20 protein-coding genes are annotated in these 24,255 nt (G+C 46.4%); 14 read left to right on the top strand and 6 right to left on the bottom strand.

From position 1 onward, the window contains the following. The first annotated feature begins 351 nt into the window (after positions 1–351). A complete protein-coding gene (locus JFN93_RS18995; RefSeq protein WP_199385711.1) occupies positions 352–1,926 on the top strand; it encodes a hypothetical protein in 1,575 nt (524 codons plus the stop codon). Positions 1,927–2,520: 594 nt separating this feature from the next. Then, a complete protein-coding gene (locus JFN93_RS19000; RefSeq protein WP_199385712.1) occupies positions 2,521–3,291 on the top strand; it encodes a hypothetical protein in 771 nt (256 codons plus the stop codon). A gap of 69 nt (positions 3,292–3,360) precedes the next feature. On the opposite strand, the gene JFN93_RS19005 is transcribed toward JFN93_RS19000, so the two are convergent. Then, positions 3,361–4,140 carry a ParB/RepB/Spo0J family partition protein gene (locus JFN93_RS19005; RefSeq protein WP_199385713.1) on the bottom strand — a complete coding sequence of 260 codons (780 nt, stop codon included), beginning with the start codon at positions 4,138–4,140 and terminating at the stop codon, positions 3,361–3,363. Positions 4,141–4,456: 316 nt separating this feature from the next. Between JFN93_RS19005 and JFN93_RS19010 the strand changes: the two genes are divergently transcribed. The 8 genes from JFN93_RS19010 to JFN93_RS19045 all read left to right on the top strand — a co-directional run bounded on the left by JFN93_RS19010 (position 4,457) and on the right by JFN93_RS19045 (position 10,418). Further along, complete coding sequence (locus JFN93_RS19010; RefSeq protein WP_199385714.1) at positions 4,457–5,293, top strand: hypothetical protein; 837 nt, start codon at positions 4,457–4,459, stop codon at positions 5,291–5,293. A 58-nt stretch (positions 5,294–5,351) separates the two neighbouring features. Beyond that, a complete protein-coding gene (locus JFN93_RS19015; RefSeq protein WP_199385715.1) occupies positions 5,352–5,723 on the top strand; it encodes a hypothetical protein in 372 nt (123 codons plus the stop codon). A 108-nt stretch (positions 5,724–5,831) separates the two neighbouring features. Continuing rightward, positions 5,832–6,434 carry a hypothetical protein gene (locus JFN93_RS19020; RefSeq protein ID WP_199385716.1) on the top strand — a complete coding sequence of 201 codons (603 nt, stop codon included), beginning with the start codon at positions 5,832–5,834 and terminating at the stop codon, positions 6,432–6,434. 299 nt (positions 6,435–6,733) lie between these two features. After that, entirely contained in the window at positions 6,734–7,609 is an 876-nt protein-coding gene (locus JFN93_RS19025; protein WP_215907816.1) for an ArdC family protein, read from the top strand. A gap of 76 nt (positions 7,610–7,685) precedes the next feature. Then, positions 7,686–8,042, top strand: coding sequence for a hypothetical protein (locus JFN93_RS19030; RefSeq protein WP_199385717.1), 357 nt, complete (start codon positions 7,686–7,688; stop codon positions 8,040–8,042). Between the two features lie 350 nt (positions 8,043–8,392). Next, positions 8,393–9,418 (top strand): tyrosine-type recombinase/integrase, encoded by a 1,026-nt coding sequence (locus tag JFN93_RS19035; RefSeq protein WP_199385718.1) that lies wholly within the window; start codon positions 8,393–8,395, stop codon positions 9,416–9,418. 243 nt (positions 9,419–9,661) lie between these two features. Continuing rightward, entirely contained in the window at positions 9,662–10,093 is a 432-nt protein-coding gene (locus tag JFN93_RS19040) for a nucleotidyltransferase substrate binding protein (protein ID WP_199385769.1), read from the top strand. Then, positions 10,080–10,418, top strand: a complete 339-nt coding sequence (locus JFN93_RS19045) for a nucleotidyltransferase family protein (RefSeq protein ID WP_199385719.1) — start codon at positions 10,080–10,082, stop codon at positions 10,416–10,418. The genes JFN93_RS19040 and JFN93_RS19045 overlap by 14 nt, the downstream gene beginning before the upstream one ends. A 204-nt stretch (positions 10,419–10,622) precedes the next feature. On the opposite strand, the gene JFN93_RS19050 is transcribed toward JFN93_RS19045, so the two are convergent. The 4 genes from JFN93_RS19050 to JFN93_RS19070 all read right to left on the bottom strand — a co-directional run bounded on the left by JFN93_RS19050 (position 10,623) and on the right by JFN93_RS19070 (position 14,852). Next, entirely contained in the window at positions 10,623–12,347 is a 1,725-nt protein-coding gene (locus JFN93_RS19050; RefSeq protein WP_199385720.1) for a SulP family inorganic anion transporter, read from the bottom strand. Between the two features lie 851 nt (positions 12,348–13,198). After that, a complete protein-coding gene (locus JFN93_RS26125; protein WP_199385721.1) occupies positions 13,199–13,360 on the bottom strand; it encodes a YodC family protein in 162 nt (53 codons plus the stop codon). A 22-nt stretch (positions 13,361–13,382) separates the two neighbouring features. After that, positions 13,383–14,270 (bottom strand): DUF4062 domain-containing protein, encoded by an 888-nt coding sequence (locus JFN93_RS19065; RefSeq protein ID WP_199385722.1) that lies wholly within the window; start codon positions 14,268–14,270, stop codon positions 13,383–13,385. 366 nt (positions 14,271–14,636) lie between these two features. Further along, a complete protein-coding gene (locus JFN93_RS19070) occupies positions 14,637–14,852 on the bottom strand; it encodes a hypothetical protein (RefSeq protein WP_199385723.1) in 216 nt (71 codons plus the stop codon). An 801-nt stretch (positions 14,853–15,653) separates the two neighbouring features. Here JFN93_RS19070 and JFN93_RS19075 point away from each other — a divergent pair. The 4 genes from JFN93_RS19075 (at position 15,654) to JFN93_RS19090 (ending at position 22,258) form a co-directional block, all read left to right on the top strand. Continuing rightward, positions 15,654–16,382 (top strand): hypothetical protein, encoded by a 729-nt coding sequence (locus JFN93_RS19075; protein ID WP_199385724.1) that lies wholly within the window; start codon positions 15,654–15,656, stop codon positions 16,380–16,382. Between the two features lie 108 nt (positions 16,383–16,490). Further along, entirely contained in the window at positions 16,491–16,754 is a 264-nt protein-coding gene (locus tag JFN93_RS19080) for a group II intron maturase-specific domain-containing protein (RefSeq protein ID WP_199385725.1), read from the top strand. Between the two features lie 205 nt (positions 16,755–16,959). Next, positions 16,960–19,767 (top strand): hypothetical protein, encoded by a 2,808-nt coding sequence (locus JFN93_RS19085; protein WP_199385726.1) that lies wholly within the window; start codon positions 16,960–16,962, stop codon positions 19,765–19,767. A gap of 64 nt (positions 19,768–19,831) precedes the next feature. Continuing rightward, positions 19,832–22,258 carry an amidohydrolase family protein gene (locus tag JFN93_RS19090; RefSeq protein ID WP_199385727.1) on the top strand — a complete coding sequence of 809 codons (2,427 nt, stop codon included), beginning with the start codon at positions 19,832–19,834 and terminating at the stop codon, positions 22,256–22,258. 111 nt (positions 22,259–22,369) lie between these two features. Here the strand turns inward: JFN93_RS19090 and JFN93_RS19095 are convergent, their stop codons facing one another. After that, entirely contained in the window at positions 22,370–24,229 is a 1,860-nt protein-coding gene (locus JFN93_RS19095; protein WP_199385728.1) for an NRAMP family divalent metal transporter, read from the bottom strand. Between the last annotated feature and the right edge of the window lie 26 nt (positions 24,230–24,255).

Below are 24,255 nucleotides of genomic sequence, written 5' to 3' on the forward strand. Positions count from 1 at the left end.
CCGTGGTGATGCTCCTGTTGAGGATGGACTTAGGTCAACGAAAGGAAAAGAGGGTCATTCTGTGTAGTGCTCTTGCCGTCAAAAACCTGTTGTCTTTACAGTCATTTCTCACTTATTTTTACTTATTTTAATCTTTTACGTGAAGTCCTAAAACATCGACCCACTTGAGCCGATGAGATACTCCGAATCCTCTACTGGTGCTGATGCAGGTGTCTTTGCTGCATTTGGAGGATAGATAGTTGACCATGATGCTGGTCTCCGTAAAGTGCCAAATGTGACCATTTGGTGTAGTGTTTTTGCAACACTGTTGGGGTGAGGTTCCGCTCGATGTCGTCAAGTCTGGAGAAAATCATGAAACCCGATTGTTTGGAATCCATAACGGAGATTGGAGTGCAGATGGAAGGTGAATCCATCATTGTTGAAAATGATACAGCAGAAGATGATGAAGTCTTGCAGGAGGAGTATGACGTTCCGGATTACAACAACTACATGCCGTTCGATGTGGACCTCTATTCGGAAGATGAAAGAGTCAAGGGGGTAGTGCAGCATCTATGTAGTGAGATGGGACATGCTCTTGATTTGGCCGTTCTTAATATGACTGTATTGCTTCTGAATCTCTATAAGTGTTGGCTTGTCAGTCCCAGGAAGTGGGTAGCATACTCAAGAAGACCAGCAGGGTACGTGGAGTCCTTTCAGTACAATGTAAATCGGATTGCTTACAGACCCATGAAAAAGATATCTGATTACCTTATAGTCCAAGACTACGTAAGCTACAAAAGAGGGTTTCATGATGAACGAGTTAAAGTCGCTAAGAGGTCTCGTATCAAGGCTGAGCAGAAGCTTGTTGATTTGTTTGGGAAGTTCGGATTCTCAAAAGAGTTGTTGAATGGTCTACGAAGAGGTGATGTGATTATTCTTAAGGATAGTGAAAAGAAGAAGGTGAAGTTTACTGACAATAGTTACAACGATGCTTGTAGGAAACGAAATCTTGTGCTTGCTTACAACGGTCTTCTGAGGAGCACATATCTTGATCTTGATTTAGATGGATACGTATCAACAAAGTGTCTTCATGTAGATATGTCACGTAAGGCAGTCTGTAGGATCTTTAGTAATGGAAGTTTTACACAAGGTGGTAGGTTCTATGGTGGCTTCTGGATGGGGATTCCTGAGGATCTTAGAACCCGTATCATCATTAACAATCAGGAAGTAATGGAGTACGACTTTAAGGGGATGCACTTAAAGATGTTATACGCTAAGGAGGGTAGACCTTATGGTGTTGAAGATCCTTATCGTGTACCTGGATACGAGCAGACCAAAAAGATACGTAATATATTCAAAACATTAACTTTGATCCTCCTGAACTCCAAACCTGGAACTAACATCAAAGCTGCTTTTATGAAAGACTTTAAGAAGAAGCCTCAAAAGTACCCAGACGAGAAAGACCTCCCCAATATCGACAAGGCTGCTAAAGCTATGATGGAGTTTCACGCTCCAATCAGTAAATACTTCTTCAGTGGGATCGGTATCAAACTTCAGTATGAAGATTCACAGATTGCTGAGCGAGTCATTGGGATAATGACTCGTCAGCAAATACCGGTACTCTCAATACATGACAGTTTCGTGTTTCCCAGACAGCATGAAGATCAAGTGTCCACCATTATGAGAGATGCATTTAGATCGCAAAGCAACATGGATATTAATGATATCGTTGTCTTTAAGTACTCCGAACGTAATACTTACAATGAAGAGCAAGGATCTTATGAATACAATATCGGCTCTATAGCCGATGAGCATCTTAAGCAGCGTATGCTATATTTCAAAGAAACCAATAAGATTCCAGACTACTTGTATCAGATAGATCTTCATGCTGTCGATTGTAAGTGTAATGTGGAATGTAGAAAGATCATAGATCAAGAAGCTGTATAGATAGCAGAGGAGCTCAAGGCTCCTCATGTAGTCGTGCTCTCAGGGGCAGCCCCCCTTTTAACACCATTCTTGGTTACATTATCCAATAACTATTTGTACTATCGAAGAAAGTTGCTCAGATTTGCGTTGTTGAGTTGGTGTGGCTGTCATTGCTTGCCCAAGCTCGCAGAGTCTACCTCTTTGAGCAATTAAGATGTTGGTTGTTAAGGTCTTGTTGATAGTTTTGGTGAAAAGAGTGCTAGGGTATGGCCTGCGATGGAAAGACCGGCTACAAGGTAAATATGGAAGCCTGAGAAGTGGTTTTATGAGAGGGGAAGTTGTTTCTTCGTTACGTTAAACGAGATGCTTGACTGATATCTCCAGAGGACCAGACAGCATAGGAGCAGTGGGGATGCTGTTTTTGGTTGTCGTAATAGACAGCCAGGGTGGAAAGATAAAGGAAACGGGACTCCCAAAAAATAGTCCTCGACCCCGCCATCGTTTCTGGCCCATGTATGAGAGCTTCCCCCTGAGCAGGCCGCTGTGGTATAAGAGCATGGTTCAAAAGCTATAACGTGAAGGTGTGGGTTGGTTGTCGATCTACCAGGGGGGGGTATGGAAGGAAACACATCATTTGTGGCTGGATATGTTGCTGGTAAGCTGATTGATGGTCTCGCTTCACAATTTTACACACAGGTCATAGCACGGTGGTCAAAACAACGGGCTGAAGAATTTTTGTACCAACTTTGTTGTGAGCTTCAAGCAGAGCTTTTAGATGGTGGTTGTTCTGACAAGGTAGACTCGATGCTGAGAGATATGTTGGAAGATGATATCAAATCTGAGGTGTTGTTTGATGCATATCGTAGGGTGTCTTTGTCAAAATCTAAAAAGCTCGGTCCTCGGATAATTGGGTTGATGACCTGTAAACTCATTTTAGCTGGACAAACAGCAAGTGATGAAGAAGAGAATGTGCTACTTGCAGCTGAGAGCATGTCCGATGATGAGCTTACTGCTTTTGCTCGTTTCATAAGAAATCAAAAAGAATATGTGCTGGATGTGAATCACAAGGATGTTAAGATAGACGAACATGGATTGCAAATGCAGTGGAATAGAGAGCAGATTGATTTGAGTTGGGGTGGCACAGACACGTCTTTAGCGCCTCTTGATTTAGGTGAATGTCTCGGTCCTTGGGCAAGGAAGCTAAAGGCTTACGGCATTATGGCTGATGATGTAAAAGAGCGTCAGTGGAGTGTCCGAGTTGACACTGATCGGCACATTGATGAAGATGGAACTGTCCGTGAAGTTTCATGGTGGATATATGTACCCCGTGCTTATTTCTGCTTTGCTGACATGATAGATCGTGTCTCAGGAGGCGACACAGAATAGTCCTATCAACACATGATGATAGTCCAATTTGGTGTCAGTTTTCAATGGTTATCGGTGTACCGATATAACCTAACCACCTATACTGCCAAGCTTATTCTGGATCTCATGCAACAGTTCTTGTAGCTTGGAGACCACTGCCTCCCTGTCACCACCAAGGCTATCCAGGTCTATGCTCTTGACGCACTTGAGGGTGTTGTCGGTAGAGGTGATGGTCTTCTTAGTGATGTTGAGCCTGGGTCTCTTGATCTCCTTCTTAGGAGTTGATAACGAGGTTACAAGAGCATCATAAGCCTTCCTTTGGCCATTGGCTCTCATGCGAGCTATCTTCAACAACGCACTCCTACTAAGCTCCTTCCTATGTCTTGCATCATCACGTATCTCTTGAGTCAGCTTCATCAACCCAAGTATGTCAGCAACAGTGTTCTGAGCCTTGCCGATCATGGTGCCTAACTGTTCTTGTGTGTAGTCGTACTTGGTTCTGAGCTTGTCGAGAGCTTCAGCTTCGTCTACAGGGTGCAGATCAACCCTTAATATGTTGTCTACAAGAGCTACTTCATCATATCTCTCACTACCGACCAGCATAGCAGGGATAGTCTCTTTACCTAAAGACTCAAAAGCTCTGAATCTCCTCTCACCAGAGACCAGGATGAAGTTGTTGTTCTCATCTACACGGAACAGAACAGGGTAGAGTAGTCCCTTCTCTTCAATTGACCGCTTGAGTGCTTCCAGTTCAGCAGAGTCAATGGATTTGCGTGGCTGGTCAAGGTCTACTTGAAGCTGGGTGACGGGCAGAGGATAGACGGTGCCTTTCTTGTATGTTTTGGGTTTGTGCGCAGTTTCGGTAGTCACTGTGGAAACCTCCAAAATAGGTTGAAAGCTGATTGTAAATATACATTTTTAGTTACATTTGCAATAAGTATTTGGATGTCGATGGGATGGGCAGGGTGGAGGTGAGTTCGTGGCTTGTAGGTCGGATTAGGAGAGCTGGCGCCTGGATAGGTAGCTGAAGGGTCTTACTGATTACGTGTGGTATAAACCGGTTCATTAATGATGATTTTGCTTGGTGTGCAGTAGGGTCTCATGGTATGTTTCCGCGTTAAAGGCTGTTTATGGTAGGCCATGGTAGATATGTATGTAAGTTATAAATCTGATTAGAGGAGGGAGCATGAGCCGGCAGACCTTGTTTAAGATGGTAGGTCTTTCGCTGCTATGTCTCATGTGCGTTGCCTGTGCGCAGACCATGCAGTTTACACCCAGACCTGCAGCGTATAGCAACAAGTTAGCTTTAAATATTGTGGATGTTCAAGTGAACGATCTTCGCGCTGACTCGACAGGTGATGGTCTTAAAGCTGTTCTGCGGGATCAAGTTTTATCAACTTTATCGCTACAGGCTCCGTCAAACAGCAAGATCAGATATCGCTTAGTCATAGATATCATTCAACATGGTTCTTTTTTCACTGCGCCAAACTGGAATGCATCTTCTCGATTCAGAGCTAAGTTGCTTGATGAAAATGAAAGGCTAATTGGGCAATGGGATTTGACCGGTGCCGCACACCAGTACAATATGGCTGGATATTCTACCGCTGAAGCTGTTTCGCAAGACTCATACAACATTGCTATAGCTGATTTGATCTCATCTCTTTCTCAAGTATCAATGAAAGAGTTAAGTGTAAATACTCCTGATGGTGTTAGCGACCGTCATTATGATAACAGTGAAGGTATTCCAGTTAAAGTGTTTGGTTATAGCCCCGTGGCAACTCAACGAAATATCAAGATTGATTCTCAACGAGCCATGATTGATGCTAAGGTCAAAGCCATCGAAAGGGCAGGCGTAAAGATAGAGTCAAGCACGCTAGTGAGCAACTTCGAATTGATGTCTGATCTTGTCGAAAGCAAATCTAAAGGTGTTTTGCTTCCAGGTTTTGAGTTCGTGGAGCTTGGTTACGATGAAAATGGTGCGTATAAAGTGTTGTTTATTGGTAGTGTACGGAGTTTGAAATAGACCTATTGAAAGTTGCTGTATGTGATAGTAACCCGCATGACGCCGTAAGGGGGACATAATGGATATGACGGAACTTATGGAGCTTGCGAATGAAACCTATCAGGAAGAGATAGACTTTCTCTTGGATCTTTTAAACGGTATAGACACCAAGCTGTCCACAGCCGAGGAGAAGGAATATTGGGCTAAGGCATATCTCTCATTAAGCAATCTGCAAGATATGATTGCTGAGCCAACTATTATATCTGAGACAGAAATGGAGGGTGAGCCTCCCTCCCTCGAAGAACGGGAGGAGTGGTTTAGGGCATGTGATGCTTTGATCAGGCTTCATGCGATGACTACAGGGATAATCCCTCAATCTGTGGGACAGTCGGCCCAGGTTGTGCAGCCAAAGAGGTCCTTTTTAGCGAGGATCCTCGGGAGGTCGACATAATGAACTACAATGATAGTTTGTATAAAGGACTTGATTGAATGATTCCTGTAGCCACAGGAGCAGGCAGCCCTTTTGACGAGCACACACAAGACTAAATGGGAGCAAGTGATGGATGACCCATTGCCGTGGCCAGATGAGTATAAGAAACTTTTTGTGCAAGGTGGCGATTATTTTGAATTTGCTCATTTTGGATGGGGAGATATGTGGCAGCAGTTCTACGGATACTGCGCTGGGTACAAAAGAGCCGCTGACTGCCTTGTTGATGATGCTATTTGTAGTTGTGATACCTCTCGATTGGATACAGTGATTTTCCCAGTACTGTTTTTATATCGGCAGTTTATTGAACTGTCTCTAAAACAATTAATTCTTGAGTTTGGAGATGGAAGTTGTGATGAGAAGGTAGAGCGACTTAAGCAGCTCAATCATGATTTAGATGCCAGTTGGAGAGAGTTTGTAAGACTGCTCCCCAAGAGTATAGAGGCGCATGAACAAAAAACTGTCAAGGTCGTAGAAAAATATATCAGAGAGTTTGCTGGAGTTGATAAATCTTCCTATTCGTTTAGATATCCTGTTGCAAAGAACCTAACTCTTATATTTGGTAAAGAGCAAAGATTGAATCTTCGTCATCTAAAAGAAAGAATGTCTGAAATTGAATCCTTCTTTTGTGGTGTATCTGGATTCTTGGATGATCTACGCACGAATCAGGAGTGATCGTTGATCTAAAGTGAGGTGGTTATGAGTATCTTAAGACATTATTTGTTGTAAGTTCATTTGTGTCATGCTTTGGCACAGTATCAGCACTGATTTGACTTGTCGTAATATTAAGCCAGGGTAAAATAGTGGGACTCCTAAGTTTGTAGACTATTTGCAACCCCGGCATCACTTTGTCATCATATATTTCAAATCATCAAAAGGCCATATCTCTAACGAGGTATGGCCTTTTTCTTCTTTCCGCTAGCAGTCTGACTGCACCACCTGACGAGGTGGAATACGTAGAAAGGAGAGAAATTATGAACGTGTACGATGCAGTGAACCAAAGGATCATGGAGCTATTGGGGAAGGGAACAGTGCCGTGGAGGAAGACTTGGAACGCAGGAAGTGGTACGCCAATGAACCTTGTAAGCAAGCGCGAGTACAGAGGTGTAAATGTGTTTCTGCTGGGATGCCAGGAGTACAGCAGTCCGTGGTGGCTAACCTTCAAGCAATGTGCTGATAGAGGTGGGCATGTGCGGAAAGGTGAGAAGTCAACTCCGGTGGTATTCTGGAAGTGGATGGACCGTAAGGATGCTGATGCTGATGGAATCGGTAGCGAGGATGGTAAAGGTGGCAAGGTTCCACTGTTGAGATTCTATAACGTGTTCAACCTGGAGCAGGTATCGGGGATTGAAGCACCTAAGACCGAGGAGATCGTAAACGCCTTCACTCCCATCGAGAGAGCAGAGCAGATCGTAGCAGGGATGCCATACAGACCAGAGATCAAGCATGGTGGCAACGTAGCAGCCTACTCGCCTATACTGGACTACGTGAAGATGCCAAGACCTGAAGCGTTCCTATCGCCAGAGGAATACTACAGCACCTTGTTCCATGAACTATCGCACAGCACCGGCCATGCCAGCAGGGTAGGGCGGAAGGGGATACTGGAGCCATCGTACTTCGGATCGCATGCATACAGTAAAGAGGAACTCTGTTGTGAAATGTCGGCAGCGTTCCTATGTGGTCATGCTGGCATCGAACAGAAGACCCTTGAGAACTCAGCAGCATATATACAGGGATGGCTGAAAAGTCTACGTAATGACCGCACCCTCCTGGTTCATGCAGCAGCTCAAGCTCAGAAAGCCTCAGATTACATCCTCAACGTATCCCACCAGGAAGACCTAACCGACTAACGATCACCAACATAGCAGAGGCGAAAAGGGCGACTACCTATCTACGGTATCGCCCTTTCGTCTTTTGGAGGCCCATATGCTAACCATCCTGAAAGACATCACACCAGCAATCAAAGTCAGATACCACTACCGACACCATGGGACCGTTTTCAACGGTATCACTATCAAGCACATGGAGAACAGGTATTACCTCCCATTTGGTCAAAACGATACGGTCCATGCTTTCCAGTTCGGTGTTGGAACCTACGTGCTCAACATCAACGAGAGCAAGGGATACATCGGCCTCAACAGCTACATGGGGGGAAGGGAGCATAACCCCATCAACAGCGTGTACCTGCATGGTACCCAGGAGATCAAGGAGAAGTTCGGTGACCAATGGAAGAACATGGAGCCAACGAGGATAGCCGCAGTGCTGTTTGGCTGTCTGAGCTGATGGAGGTGGAAAATGAGATGTGAGTACTGTTCCCGCATACTTAGACCGCAGGATACTGTTCATGCTGTCCGGTTCGGTAAGATTGATGTCATCAAGGAAGTATTTGTTGCTGCTAAAGAGAGTGCGCCAAGCATTATGTGTTCTGGATGTGGTGAGATGCTATTAAAGATGCTCTATATAAGGCTGGGTAGTGGGTAGTGTGTTCAGATGCATAAAGTCCTGCTGTAGGTCAAATATGGAAGCCTGCCGACGTAATTCGTTAAGCTACTCAATCCTATAGTTAATCCAACACACAAGTTCATCATCCACAAGAGCCCAACGGCTCTTTTTGCGTTCAAAGGAGACACATTATGTCAGTATATCGTCGTGGAAAAGTCTATGTATTTGATTTCGTTATTGATGGGAATAGATACTATGGTTCAACGAAGAAGCAAAGTAAACGTGAAGCTAAGCAAGCGGAAGCTAAAGAACGTGCAAGAGTGCTGTCTGGTACAACTAAAGGGCAGAAAACAGCTAACGTACTGTTATCTGATGCTATTGAACAAATATATGACAGCAAGTGGAAGAGTAACAAGGATGGATACGGGAGCTACCAGCGAGCAAGGAAGCTCTTGGAGGTGACGGGCAATGTGGTTTTGTCCTCGGTAGGAGATGATGTTGTTCAGGATCTCATTAGGAAGCTGGAGAGCAGCGGGGTATCGGTTGCCACCGTCAACCGCTACCTTGCTACCTTAAAGACCATCATGAAGCACTTCAGGCTCCAGGTGGACCACATCAAGCTCAAGAAGGAACGCAACGGAAGGATACGAGTGCTCACCAAAGATGAGGAGCAAATGGCTATCGAGCTGCTACGTGGAGCAGAGGGGCAGGGTAAGAGACCATATTATACGGAGGCTGCTGATATGGTGGTGGTCCTGGTGGATACTGGCATGAGGCTATCGGAGCTACTGAACCTAAAGTATGAGGACGTTAACTTTGGGCGCAACTTGATATCCATCTGGATCAATAAGGGAGATAGGCCCAGGAGCATACCAATGACCACGAGGGTAAGGACGATCCTTGAGCAGCGGAAGCATCTGAACAAGGTGAAGCCCTTTACGATATCGAAAGCCGAGATGGAGAGAGCATGGCAGTGGTGTAGGGCAGGGATGGGGCTGGATGGTGATAAGGAGTTCGTGCTACACGCTCTTAGGCATACCTGTGCAAGTAGGCTCATTAATGCAGGCATTGATGTCATGGTGGTCAAGGAGTGGCTTGGTCACAGTTCGGTACAGATCACGGAGAGGTACAGCCATCTAAACCCGATCAAGTTGGTACAGGCCGTGGAGGTGCTTGAGGTGCCAAGGTCTCAACGATACTGCGAAGAAAATACTTGAAGTTAGGTATAAAACTGGGTATAAAAGCAGCTGATCGGGAGCTAAGAGGCTCCAGCTATTACGATACTTGTTCTATGTGGAAAGCTAATGGTTTCATATAGTTGACGTAGCTTGTCTCCGAGCATAAGGGGTCGGACGTTCGAATCGTCTCGGGGACGCCACTAAAAACACGAGGGTTATGGCATTACGCTGTAACCCTTTTTTTTTCGTACTTTTGCTATCTCCACCCCGGAGGGAAATGTGATGACTATCAACACAGACCAATTTGCCCGGGGCATTCAAACTCTTGAGGCGTCACTCGCTCAGCTGGGACTGACCGAGGTGGACAGCATTCAGTTTGAGGTGTTTCGAAATGCGGTGGTCAAGGGCTTTGAGCTGACCTTGGATACGGCGGGAAAGCTGTTGCGAAAGGCGTTGAAGTCCTACACTGCTCGTCCCCGGGATGTTGATGCCCTGACGTACAAAGATGTCCTCAGACATGCGGTGAAGCACGGCTTGATGGTGTCAGAAGAGGTGGAGCGCTGGTTTGGTTATCGGGACAACCGGAACAACACCGCGCACGACTATGGAATAGGGTTTGCCGAGGACACTCTTAAACTACTGCCGTCGTTCATAGCTGATGCACAGCGCCTTGAGTCGGTCTTGAGGGAGAAGTTGAATCATGCCGACGCTTGATCTTCGGCCGAAGTGGCTGGAAACGGTACGATATTTAGCCGCTCGGTACACCCCCGACGCCGAAGTCTTTGCTTACGGAAGCCGGGTCAACGGCACGGCGCACGATGGCAGCGACCTGGATCTCTGTGTCCGTAACCCTGATGACCCGGACCGCCCCGTCTACGGAGTTGATGCACTTCGGGAGGCATTTTCCGAAAGCAACCTCCCCATTCTGGTTGATCTTCTTGATTGGGCCATCCTGCCGGAATCCTTTCGCAGGGAAATCCTCAAAAGCGACACCTTCTTGATCCAGCCGGACGGCAGCAAGGATCGATGCTCACCGTAGAAAAGGCCTCTGCGGTTGCGCGAGGCCTTTTTCATTCCGGATCATCCTCGACCCGGTATCCCTCCGTTAACCAAAGGGGGGAAGGGGGGGCAACGAACGGCGGCGGTTGTAGGTGCGGATAATGCCTTTCTTGACGTGATTCAGCACGGCATCAATGATGGTTCTCCCGCAGAATCTGTGGGTAAGAGCGGTCACCTGACTAGGTCATTTTGAGCCTCCATGAGGGGCTGATATTTCATCAGTAGCTCTTAGACCGTAGGCAGCCACAACGGCGGCAGGTGTCGGGAAAAAAGCATCCCTCCCCAGCAGGTCGGTAAGTTGGGACCGGTCAAATTCCGCCTGTACTTCGTCGATGAGTTCGCAAAACACGAGCCGAACCCCCGCTTCGGCCAGAGAACCGTAAAGATCGCGCAGCGATTCGGCCGCCGTGAAGTCGACATCGTCAACCGCTGCCGCATCAATGCAGAACCAGACAAGTGCGGGGGTCGCCCCCCTGGCAAGCTCCATGACCTCTCCGGTCAGCACATGGGCGTTGGCGTAGTACATGCTGTGCATGAAGCGGTAGATCATCAAGCCAGGTTGAACTTGTTCGGGAGCGGTAACCTTCTGCTGTCGCAACCCGTTTTTTTCATCGCGGACCAGGATCATGTTGTTCATCAGGTAGCCATGACGCGTGTGGACCATGAGCGACAGGACAATGGCCAGCAAAATGCTCTGTTCCACTCCGGCAAATACAACGGACAAGGCGGTGGTCAGGGCCACCCAGAATTCCCAGGGACGCGCCGCAAATATCCGGCGCATGCCTTTGGCATCGATGAGTTCCACGCCGATCAGGAAAACTATGGTTGAGAGGGCGGCGGTCGGCAGGTACGCCAGAGGACCCGTGAGAAAAAGCAGCACCATGAGGACCAGAAGACCCGTGGTGAGCTGCGACAACTGGCTGCGCCCGCCTGCGCTTTCCACCATCTGGGTCTTGGTCGGACTACCGTTGACGACGAACGTCCCAGACAGACCGGCGCCAACATTGGCAAGGCAAAGCCCCATAAGGTCGACATTTTGGTCGAAATCTTCGTTTTCGCGAGTCGCATAGGCACGGGAGGTGGCGGCGCTCTGGGCCAGGACGACCACGAACATCATGAAGGCGGTGGGAAGGAGTTTCCGAAGAAGGGCCCAGCTCCCTATCGTTTCCGGCAGACCTATCCTTGGCAGGCCGCTCGGAATGAGGCCGAGCACATGGACCCCTTTGCTTTCGAGGTTGAAAACCCAGGTGGCGATTATGGCACCGACGACGGCAATCAAGGCACCCGGGATCATCTTGGAGAACTTTCGGGAACCGACGACGATAACAAGTACGGCTACCGATATCGCGAAATCGGCCGGGCTGGCCTGGCCTATGTTCTGCGTGTCGGCGATGAGATGGCGGATGGTGCCGTGTCCTCCACCCGGCAGCCCGAGCATGCCGGAAATTTCTCCCGCGCAGACCTGAATGCCTACCCCGGTAAAAAATCCAACGAGAACGGTACGGGAAAGAAAATCAGCCAGGAACCCCAGTCGGGCGAGGCTGGCCAAAAACAGAAAGGCGGCAGTCAGCAGCGCCAGAGTGCCTGACAGGGCGAGCCATTCGGTCGACCCTGGCGTCGCCATACCGGTCAGGGAGCCGGCCAGAATTGCAGCCGTGGCGGAGTCGGCACCGACCACCAGATGGCGGGAGGCTCCGAAAAGCGCATAGAGGATCATGGGGATAAGAATGGTATAGAGGCCGGTGACTACCGGAGTTTCGGAAATTTTCGTGTACCCCATAACTTCGGGGATGGCCAAGGCCGCCAACGTGACGCCGGCGACGATATCGGCCCTCACCTGAGAGCGATCAACCGGGAGAATGCCCTGAAGGAATGGGAGTCGGAAGCTCACTTTAGGCGCGGTTGCCATAGATTTTCCTTAGCAGATCGTCCGTGGGTAAATCCATCTACCTCAATGAGAATTACTGACTCCCAAAAGGGACAACCCCGAGGCCCTGATAGATATCCTTTGCTTTGAATTGAATCATAGGCGTCTTGTGCAGTTCAGTCCACAAGGTCATCTACCTATTATTTATCATAAATCAAGGAAAGGTAAGATCCCCGGCAGGATAAATTTATTCTTCAGGTTCTGGTAACCATGTAATATCAATTCTATTGCTCATAGAGTTCCTCCCTAAAGACATTGTCCGGGGCCTACAGGAAGGGGACAGCTTGCTTTGAAAAAGCAGGCTGTCCCCTTTGCTTTGCGCGCGGCATGTATCCAGGTTTCTAATCGCTGCACTATTTTGATTAAATTAGAAGATCCCCTCGACCAAAAATGAAAAGCCGCTCTTTCGAGCGGCTTTTTCACTTCCCTGCGGTTGGGCGGGGTCGTCAGGCGTGGTGTTCTTTGGCTTCGTTGGGTTTCATGACCCCTTTGGCGGCGCCGAGCAGCATCATGACTGCCGGGATCAACTGACCTACTACGATCATCGCGCAGAGTCCGAGGAATGCCCAGCAAAGGAGGCCGCTATGATCTTCGAAACCGGTCGCTGCAAAAGCGGGGGTGGCTACCAGTGTTGCAATGATGGCCTCTCTAGGGACTCTATAGAACCCTAGACCTCCTATAGTCCGGGCTTATTGCCGAGACCGCATCCTCGGCTCAGTATTCCCGGAGCCAACCCGGCCCACTCATATGGGGGAGAATCGCCAGGGCCAGGACGGGCGGACGCCTCATGCACACCGGTTTCTATTTGAGCGGCTGAGTGCAAGACTCTCAGTTTACTGTGCCGGTTTCAGTGATTGAACAGGGAAGCTATGGCCTTCTACCTTATCCCCAGAAAACCACTCACAATATGCATCACCTTCCTCAATGAATTTAATGGTCATTGTAGGACCACCCGATTTAAGTTGAACCACTGACCCAGCTGCAAAGTTTTCCATTTGATTTACTCCCTTCAAAATATTAGTCTTGGACACATTTGGATTTTGTTATTTGCTCTAACTCAATCATGTTCATAAATACGAAGCCTGCTTCAGTAAATACGTGTTTCTTTAGCGTGTGGTTCACTTCGGCCAAGCCCATTGCTACAAGCTGCTGAACCTCAGCAGGATATTCAAACATCTTTAAACCTTGCACAAGATTAATCCTTTTATCTACAATGAAATCAAGGAGGTTTTTACTTTTCAGTATCTCTTTGACTTGCTCAAATGTTAGACCCTTAATAATAACGTCTGACTTACTACGCTCAAGTTGATTTCTTAATGTAGCATTTTCCTTGCTTAGTCTTGCTATTTCATCTGCGAGAGCAGGTACGTTCACCTGTTCTGTAGCACGAACCCAACCTACCAAATCCTCTCTTCTAGAAAGGTGAGCAAGCGTTTCACCTATGGTAAGTTTTATATCTTTGACATCATCCCAGAACCTAACGATCTTGCCAAGAACAAAGTCTCGAAATTCCTTTAGTTTTTGCGGATTCTCTCTTTCAACAAGGTCCAAGCATCCCAAGTTCAAAGCTCTTTTGTCGACAGTAGTCTCGTTTATTACACAAGCAAAAGCTGGTTTGCCTTGATCTAGTGCATATTCGTACTCAAGTTGGGTATAGCTTTTGCCACTTTTAGGCTCAATGCTGCCATAGCGACCGCCCAGGATAAGCAGGTAAACATCTGATTCATCAATCCACTGCTTTATTACTTCCATCTGCGACTCGTCGCCCGCGCTGAACAACTCCATTCCTGCTGGGATATGCCCAGCAGTCAGAATAGCCTCTACCGCCGCCTGACGCTCATGGATTAGGTCAGAGTAGGTAGATGAAACGAAAACTTGTAAGCGTTTTCTGATAAAGTCAACCATTCTGTTCTCCGCAATTCTGAAAATTTAACGAGTTATAATTACCATATTCCCACTATCTCAACAAGAAGAAAGTAAAGCCCCGCTGGCAATCCCAGCGCTACAGGGGCCGGTCTCTGACCGTTGCCGCAAGTACCCGGACTGAACAAACGGGGTGTCCCAGCTATTTGGACACCGAAGCAAACCACCACAACAGAAAGCAGAGGAGGGGCTTAAGTATGCTTTGACTCCCCTTTGCTTTGCGCGCGGCATTCATCCAGGTTTCTAATCGCTGCACTATTTCGATTAAATTGGATGATCCCCTCGACCAAAAATGAAAAGCCGCTCTTTCGAGCGGCTTTTTCATCTTCCTGCGGTGTAGCGGGGTCGTCAGGCGTGGTGTTCTTTGGCTTCGTTGGGTTTCATGACCCCTTTGGCGGCGCCGAGGAGCATCATGACTGCCGGGATCAACTGACCTACTACGATCATCGCGCAGAGCCCGAGGAATGCCCAGCAAAGGAGGCCGCTATGATCTTCGAAACCGGTCGCTGCAAAAGCGGGGGTGGCTACCAGTGTTGCAATGATGGCGTTGATAAGGGCTTTCATGGCGTTCCTCCTGTTTTGTTTTCTTTAACTGCCTTTGCCCTCTACATAGCAGTAGGCGTGCCAGGATTCGGCCAAGCCGGATTTATTCGCATAACTGGCTGTTTTTACGAGGTACTGTTCGGCGAATTACAACCGCACCCCAGGTCGTTCCCCCGACAAACGTATGTTTTTCATATACGGCGGCATCCCCCCCACCTACCGAGACAACCCGGAACCTTTACACGTAACCGGCCGTTTTTACATTGAAAAGAGAGCCATCACTCGATGGATATTTCCCGCTGCTGTTTCACTAACTTTGATATTGGCAGTATCGAGAGAATATACACATAGAGTGGTAGGCGATGACGGTGGGGTCCCTTCCGTCACGGAGTTGTGGGGAGATGCTTTATTCGCCTCTTCAGCTGTAGGTCTGACGGCATTCCTCCAGGTTTCTAACTGCTGCACTTTTTTGATCAAATTAGAAACTTCTTGATAAGCAAAACTTGCTGGTATAACTTCGGTATTCGCGCCGCAGAGCGTACTCATTTCTGCAGCCTTAGGGAAAGCTGTTCCGGCGATTGTAATGCGGAAAACGAATCAGACAGCAGTTATTCCGCTGTTGCCTTCTCCGCTTGTTCAAGTGTGACCCGCCGCTACCTGAATTAGTATTGTGTCGCCGGAATTTCTCCAGGCCAGCAAAAGGTTCAGGGTGAGTATAGAGAGCAATAAGGATTTGCGGGAAAATGTCCAACTGGTATAGAGACGTTGCGCTTTCAAATGTGTATGTACACCCGATACCGGGTGTCACTTGGAGAGGAAGGTATGGTGAGGTGTCTTGGATTTCTCGCTTTTTTTATCGTGTTTCCTGTGTTGGCGTATGGCAAGGGGCAATTCATTACCCCGAACATTGAGATGGTTGGCAAAAGGTTGCATATAGCTGGAAAAACTAATCTCCCTGATGGTAGTCGCATTTTTATTACCGTCGTCGGGAAGTCCTCGCCATTTATGGCCCAAGGTGATGCTGTTGTCAGAAATGGAAGCTTCGACGGCGGTGCTTATGGGCCTGTTGCAGGGTTTCGTGATGGAAGTTATCACGCGGAGCTTAGTGCCTTAAAGCCAGGACCCCCCGCGAATGAATGGCACACTGCCAAAGACTTGATGGAAACCACAGTGAAGCTGACCATCAAGGGCGGGCGTATTGGAAAGTTTAACGAACGGTCAGTTACCGCCGCGAAGCACCGAGCGCTACAGTTTGCAAAGAAGCTATCAGCTATGGAGAAGCAGGGAAGGAAAATGGACCAGTTCCGGTCCTCCCCAATATTGGAAGACATAGCCACGTGCTCAAGGATGATGCATAAGCTACAGCCCGTCGCCGATGAATACCAACGGGAGTCTGATGGGCTGCCGTCAATGGAGGTGAAGGTACCTCTTGGCGCGGCGGCGATAGAGTTAAAGATGTGTGTGTCATGCAGCGACAACGCAGTTGAACATTGCAACCGCGCCAAGGAGTACATTGCAGAGGGGATTAAACAGGCAAAGTCAGACCAATAGAACCCCCTGAGGGGACGTTGTTAAGATTTTTAGATTTGAGGGTGCCGGAGTCGAAATTTTAGTTCTTAACAACGTCCCCTATAGACTTCAAGTAGGGACCTGACGATAATGCTGCTGGATCGGGTAGTGAAAGAGGTCAACGCCACCGTTCGCGGATGGGTCGGATACTTCCACTTCCGCAATTGTACTCAGGTGCTGGGGCAGGTGCGCAACCATGTAGAGCAGCGGTTGATCACGCATCTGCGGAAACGGCATAAGGTCAGGAATCGTATGACGGGATACATCAAGTTTCCAAACAGGTCACTGTATGTGAAGTATAGCCTGTACAAAGTGCCGACCTCAGCGGCTTGGACGAGAGAGCGCACGCCTTAGGGTGAAGAACATCGGAAAGCCGTGTGCGGGAAAACCGCACGCACGGTTTGATGAGGGAGGGCAGGGTGAAACCTGCTCTCTACTCTACCAGGCATTTCCCCCGGTAGAAGTAAGGCAAGGTAATTTTGTATCTTAATGACCAGTACCACCTTTGAATGACGACCGTGACATCCAGTTCAGATTCTTGGTTGTGGGCAGCGGATTGATGGACGCAACCTTTCAAAAATCAATAGACCGTGGAGGGAACGCTGTGAGTGTTAGTTTTAAATATAGTATAACTATTAATCTAACAGAGTCGGAGCATGCAACATCATTTAACGATGGTGCGACATTTTATAAAAATGAACTGACAAAGGCTGTATCTATAGTCGAAAGTTTAGTCGCAAAACTTGGTGCAAATAATCTAAAAGATGATGGCCCTAACCATACCCATGACGCAATTACTATATTGGGACCGAGAGGGGCTGGTAAAACTAGTTTTATTCTATCGTTAAAATCAAAAGTTCAAGAAAATATAAAAGAATTACAGACTTTAGATCTTCTGGATCCGACTCTAATGGAGGACACAGAGACATTCCTTGTTACTGTCACAAGTGCTATTTTAAAAGCCCTAGTCGGCGTAAACAAGACTAACGAATGGAATGAGGCGCTTCAAAAGCTGTGTAAAAAATTCAGGGTGCTAGCTCCTAAAGAAGTGCAGCACTCTCTTTGGAAAGATGCAGTTCACGACGCTGATTCTTTCGCGTATGAAATATTAATGCAAGCCGATTCAGGAAGAGAGCTTGCTGAAGCATTTTCATTATTTGTAAGATCTAGTGCCAATCTACTAAATAAAAAAGCTTTTTTGTTGTCTATTGATGATGTGGACACGGCATTTCAAAAAGGCTGGCCCGTATTAGAAACCTTGAGAATGTACTTGGCGAACCCGTACTTAATAACCGTAATATCAGGAAATCTGGACCTGTACGAGATGCTTTGCCGAAATGAGCAATGGTCGAAGATTAAGCCGCTTGTGGATATTGAAAATGACTTAGAGGACTACCCTAAGATAGTAAAATATCGTGAGCAAGTTGATCAGTTGACATCGCAATATCTATTAAAAATACTTCCACCATATAACAGGATCACGTTAGCACCTATATCTCATAAAATTTGGCAAAATGCCCGAGCAAAAAGGAATATCATTGATGTCGCAAGCAATGGGCCGCTATCTGATATTTTTTCTAAATTCAGTAAAACATATTTTGGGTTACCTGCGGCATTTGAGAGTGGGGTCACCTGTCTTGACCCCTTAAAATGGCATCCTGCTAAACTGATTCCATCTAATTCACGCAGATTTCTGCGTTTTTTAAGGCAGATAATTGAATGCAACGTAGAGAATGAGAGTGGTTATTGGTTGGAGTTGTCGGAGGTTTTCCGAGATGAACTTTACAAAAAGGGTGTAAATGTGGAGGACATTGCAAGAGTAGGCGAGAGTGGAGGCATAGAGTGGCTGACTCGGTATTGTCTTAGTCATTCAATGGACACCGCTGAATTATGGAGGTTGGACTCTAGGTATGCTGGGGAGGTTGATGAAGTAAATAACCATATTGGTTTATTGTTGCAAGGAGCTTTATTTATATCCTGGAAGATTTCGCCATTTTCAGTTCTCGAATATGCGATTAAGACTGCATATTTATGCTACAGCGTTGATTATATGGTTCGGGGCAAAGAGTCAGAAAGCACTATAAATTACCTTCATTTGAATTTAGAAGAAAGGACGGGTGATACTGCTAACCGATTGATTGCTTTTTGTCACGATAAAACAAATTGGCAAACAACCGGTGACGAATATTTTCAATTGACGCAAAAACGTAAAAAACAAAATTTAGAACGCTCAATGGTTGGGTTTACTGCTGAAAAAGCCTCTGAATATGGGAATAAACCTTGGATAGATGCTCTACATGAATTCTGTGTCAAGGAAAAAAGTAAATCTAAGATTGATGTTAAGGATGTGATTCCATCGCTAGAAAACTTTGATGTAGCAGCTACTGAAAATGCTAGATTTTTGCTTGAATTTTTTAGTAATAGATATTCCTCAATTAAAAGTGGAGCTAAGTTTTATGTCAGTTTTATTGTTGGCATGGGACATCTTGATGATCTATTAAGGGCTGAAGATGAAGAAGCAGCTAATGCGACACTGCGACAAATTTTGCAACGTCGTACCTACCCTGTGTATTCTGAGGTTGGAGATGCAGGCATAGAAGAATCCGATGTTGTATCGGAAGATATTGCTCCAATTAAGGATGAGATTGTAGTCGAATGGGCCAAAGTGTTGATTGCTTGGAAAAAAACGCTCAAAGTAAGTGATATTTTGCCTCCCCCAATTATTGCTAGGATAATGGTCCGTCTTAAAGATAATTTTATTACCATCAAGTCTGAAGTTCCTACAAGGCATTGGTCAGCTGGTTTTGTTCTTAGACAATGGGTAATGTCATTCATTAATTCGATATTGGTAGAAGAATGCATTTACAGAAACATATCAAGAAACATATCTCTTAGCAGTGTAGTAAGCAAAGAAAAAACATTTGTAGATAATATAAGATCAGTTTTTATCGATGATGGGTACAAATCTCTGCCGTTCACATACACCTGGATGAGCTGCCCGCTTTTCCAACCATTTATCAGAGACATTGATGAGGTACGGGAATATTTGAATGCTGAATTAAATCATTTAAGTGAAGATGATACTTTCTGGAAAGCTAGTGCAAAGGTTTTAATTCCATCATCGGTTTACGCCCAGCTTTGCTCGCTAATGGCAACTCCGCCACAAGGGGTTACAAAGATTATTGAAACAAAGAAGTCATTAGATCCTGTATGGGGATACATTTTCCCTCCAACAGTAGAGGCCAAACCCTCTCCTGAGACTGCCGCAGTCGCTGGTCCACTAACTGAATTACCTGAAGGAGAAGCGGAACAGGAGCAGCAGGAGCAGAGTGGAACAGACGGGGACGATGTAAAAGATTTATTTTGATTGGGAGTAGCCCGAATGTAGAAATCCCCGGTGCCAACCGAGGTAATATTGTTGTGGAAAATTTATGAAATTAACGCGAACTCAAAACCTTGCCGTTACTGCTATCAGTGATTCCTCAATCTTGGAGGCTGTTGAACTTTGGGCAGCGTCTTCAGCCTCATATGAAGTTTTAACAAACAAGATCAAATCATATCTGACCGTTACTTCTGCGGCTAACTTCCCTTCTATTCCTGTTGAAGAAATGACCAACTGTGTTAGCCATTTTACTCAAAACCTTAGTGATTTGCATTTGTATCAAGTGGTTCTAAGTAAGCTTGCTCGAGACTTTTATGAATGGAAAAACGGTTGTGTGTCTTTAAAGTTTGGCGAAATTCTAAGGTTTCAACACCTTCTCGGTGAAATTAACACAGATCCAATATTATGTTATGCTTGGACAATTAAATGTCTTGATCATGAAAGCTTGTTAGCACGTAATATGCCATTTTCTGTTCTTTTATCACATTGGCATGGCCCATTGTTTCCAGAGATCACCAGCCCATTTATTGCTGAACTCAAAAACAATGGTCTTTCTGAAATTCATAGGCATCATAACGGGTCGTCTTTACCGCATTTGCTATGGCAAGGATTACTGCAAAACCCAAGGATGGCAAAGGACTCAAAAATCATCCCCTTATTGTATTCAGCCCGTGATATTAGGAATGCAATCGTTAATTTTTTAGATAATCGTAATGCCAGAGGAAAGGAATGGGGTATAGAGAAGTGGGATGTTATAAGAATGCGATTGAGTTCAATTAAAACTCTTCCCCCTGAACCGGTTAATAAATCAATATTTTTAAAGCCCAACCCTCTTATTGAAGGTGATCCAGCCGCAGTTCTTGTCGGGGTAGAAAATAAGGCAGTAATATCTGAAAGAGGTTTTTTGTGTCATGCCTTTCAAGCTGCTATCAATGCAAATGACCCACATTTTCATGTACTCATGCATGTTTATCTAATTATACAAAATATAATTTGGGCGCAATACATTCATCCAAGAGTCGTAGCTAAGGGATTCAATAGATTCGATACCTTTTCAAAAAATACGTTGCGTTCTATTGAGGAGGATGAAAATAAATATCACACATTCAGAATGACGCAAGCCGCTCGTACGGGTGGAGTTAGTAAGTTGGAAGTAAGAGTATCCCCATCAGGGTTATTGCATAAGCTAAAAGAACTGAGTGATGCTTATGGAAAGTTGGTAGATTTACCAACTTCGGCAAATAGATTCACACACGCTAGTACATTAACACCTAGATATGGAAATTTGCTTGCTTCCTCTTCCAATACCTTTTCAGTTAATAAATTTAAGATTGGAGTTGTCCCTCACTTTATAAGATATAAAGAAAACAACTCTGGTACTCCAAATTTTGTCAAAGCTCCCTACTCTAAAACTCGAACAAAGGCATGGTTTGCTGGATTATCTTTAAACAGAATCAGAAACTCCTCTGCTTATGGAAAGTTGATTGTGGGATTGGATGTTGCTAATTCGGAATACCATGCACGTCCTGAGGCATTCACTCCTACGGTGAAATATCTAAGGGATGAGCCCGTAGTTTGCCATGGTTATGAAGACTCAGGCACTATCTCCTCACAACGTCTTGGTCTTACTTATCACGCTGGAGAAGATTTTGCGCATATATTGTCAGGTATGCGAACAGTTGATGAAGCTGTTAAATTTCTGCGTATGGGAAGTGGCGATCGGTTAGGGCATGCCTTAGCACTCGGCCTTAAATACAGTAACTGGGTGGACTGGATAGGAGGAGAGGTTTTTATTGCTTCTGGAGAGTGGCTTGACAATCTCGTTTGGTTTAGATCATGTCTAGTGCAGACTGGCAACGTGGCCTTAATACACAGTCTGGATTCATTCATTGAAAAGTTGTCTTATCAAATTTACAACATTTCAGCAACTCCTACTGAACTTTTGGAGGCATGGCAACTGCGTGGGGACTCGGTACCGCAAACGGTAACTGGTATGTATGTGGAAAAATCAATCGAACTAGATAACAATAGGGTAGCATGGCGCTTACATGAATTGTATTCGAAAAATATTGATGTAAGGAAAAAACGAGAAAAAATTATAAACGTTCTTTGTAATGCTGATTGGAATAATTCAATCACAGAAGTTCAGGATTTTATGCTTATTTCTATAAAGGAAAAACAAATTGCGATAGAAATCAATCCTACCTCTAATTTATGTATTAGTGTTTTTGATACTACCTCTGATCATCCTGTTTTTAGATGGGACCCTCCATTTACTGATAAATCTGCTATCAGACCTATAATTGTTGTTGGTTCTGATGATCCTGGTATCTTTGCAACTGAATTGGTAATGGAATACGCTTTTTTAGCTCGTGCTGCTGAAAAATTAGGTACTGATAGGGATCTAATAGAAAGGTGGCTCCTAAAGCTGTCCAGGAATTCAAAAATGTACAGCTTTGTTACTGAAGAGCCATAATTGGTTTTTTATCGTATAAGGGAACTTCCCCTGTACCGGGAGGTCTTCAGGTAACTGCAATTAGATCCCCGTAGTTTGGGACTCACCGAACTTCTCCGGTCGGGGCAATTCCTAAGACCCGGAAGGCGGCGGGCCGCCACCCGGTCCGGTTACCAACCCATAGAAAAGGAGTACCGAAGCTGCGGACATGACGAGCGCCGCAAGCACCAACCCCACATTGGTTAACCACCCCAGTTTGTCCTTTCCCATTATCACCTGGTTGTTGCCGATCAACAGAAGCAATACCACCAGGATTGGTGACAGTACTCCCTGCAGCACATTGGCCCAGAACATGAGTTGCATCGGATCCAGACCAATCAGTGCCAGGAGTAGGCTCACAACCAGCCCCAACGTCAAGATCAAATAAAAACCTTCGTTTTGCCAAGGTTTCTTTGATAACCCGGACGGCCAACCGATGGTTCCCGCTACGCCGTAAGATGCGCTGGCCAAGAGCACCGGTATGGCTATAAGTCCGGCACCTATCAGACCCATGGCAAACAGATACTTGGCAAAGGGGCCGACCAACGGTTCTAAGGCTCGGGCTGCATCGAGCGCCGTGTGGATCTGCTGGTGATTGGTGAATAATGTTGCTGCGGTAGAGACAATAATAAAGTAGGCAATCAAGTTGCCACTGATTACGCCGGCAGCTATGTCGATGGCGGCGAAATGGAACTTTTTCTTATTTGAACCGGAGCGCTTTTCTTCTTTTTCCCCCTGTACCTGCCAGAAAATAGTATATGGTGAAATAGTCGCGCCCAACAGGGCTACTGCGGTACTAACAGAGGCAAAGTTGAGATCCAGTTGCGGAATGAAGGTACCTGTTAGTACCGTGGGCCAATCTGCCTTTGAATAAAACGCGGTGATGATATAGGCCCCGAAAATCATGCTCATCGCAAGGAATATTTTCTTTATCGCGTCGAAGTCCTGGTACACCGTGACATACCACAGCGTAAAGGCAACTGGTGGTGCGAACCAGAGCCAGCGGATGCCCGTTATCAATTCAAGGCCAGCGCTGATAGCCACCAAATCGGCAGCAATCAAGGCAATATTCGCGATAATCAGAAGCAGTGCCGCGGGCACTGCCAGTTTCTTTCCGTAGTGCTCCCGAAGTATCTCTGCCAGGCCTTTTTGCTGAATGCGCCCTATCTTGGAACTTGCGAATTGAACCGCTTGAAGTAGCGGCGTGGACAGCAACATGAGCCAGAGATGACCGTAACCGTTTTGTGCGCCATCCAGGGAGTATGATGCCACGGCCGAAGCGTCGTTACCTGCCATGCCTGACAAAAGACCCGGCCCCAGCACCTGGAATATCTTGACCTTGTCGCCACCAGCTACAGCGGCATTTGCACGATCTTCTCCCTCGATCGCTCCCGTTTCCAGCGCCCCGTGTTGAGCTGCCTCCTGATCAGTTGAATCCGTATCCGGATTTGCCTCCTCTTCGAGGCTACGCAGGCCAACATCAGTTGGCAGAGCTTTCGCTGTCTGATCAAGCAGATCGTCCCCGTTTTTTGGAATGGACGGCTCTTCGGAAGGAAACGCTTCCCGTCCGACGGGCGTCAACGCTTCAACCTCGGCTTCGCTCGCCGAGAAAACGACTTTACCCGGCGATTCGCCCGGCTTGTCTTCACCCGTACTTTGCACTACCGACTGGATCCGCTCCGATGGAATTTCAATCTCTTTTTGAAAGAAAGTACCTTTCTTAGCGACTATCGTCTCGACATCTCCCGCCTGACCATGAACTATGTCAGTCACTTTGGCCTCGGTTATGTCTTCCTGCCCAAGATCCCCTTCATCGGCCTCTACCACCATGCCGACCTCAATCTTCTTGGCCTCCTTCTGAGTGCCTTGGCGAGTCTGGTTATCCTGGTTTGTCGCAGACTTTTTCTTTCCCATGTGGAATGATTCCTTCTTGGCAGGTACATCTTCCATCATGAAAATATCGCCAAAATGATCCAGCC

This window comes from Geomesophilobacter sediminis, assembly GCF_016458275.1.
GTDB lineage: Bacteria > Desulfobacterota > Desulfuromonadia > Geobacterales > Geobacteraceae > Geomesophilobacter > Geomesophilobacter sediminis.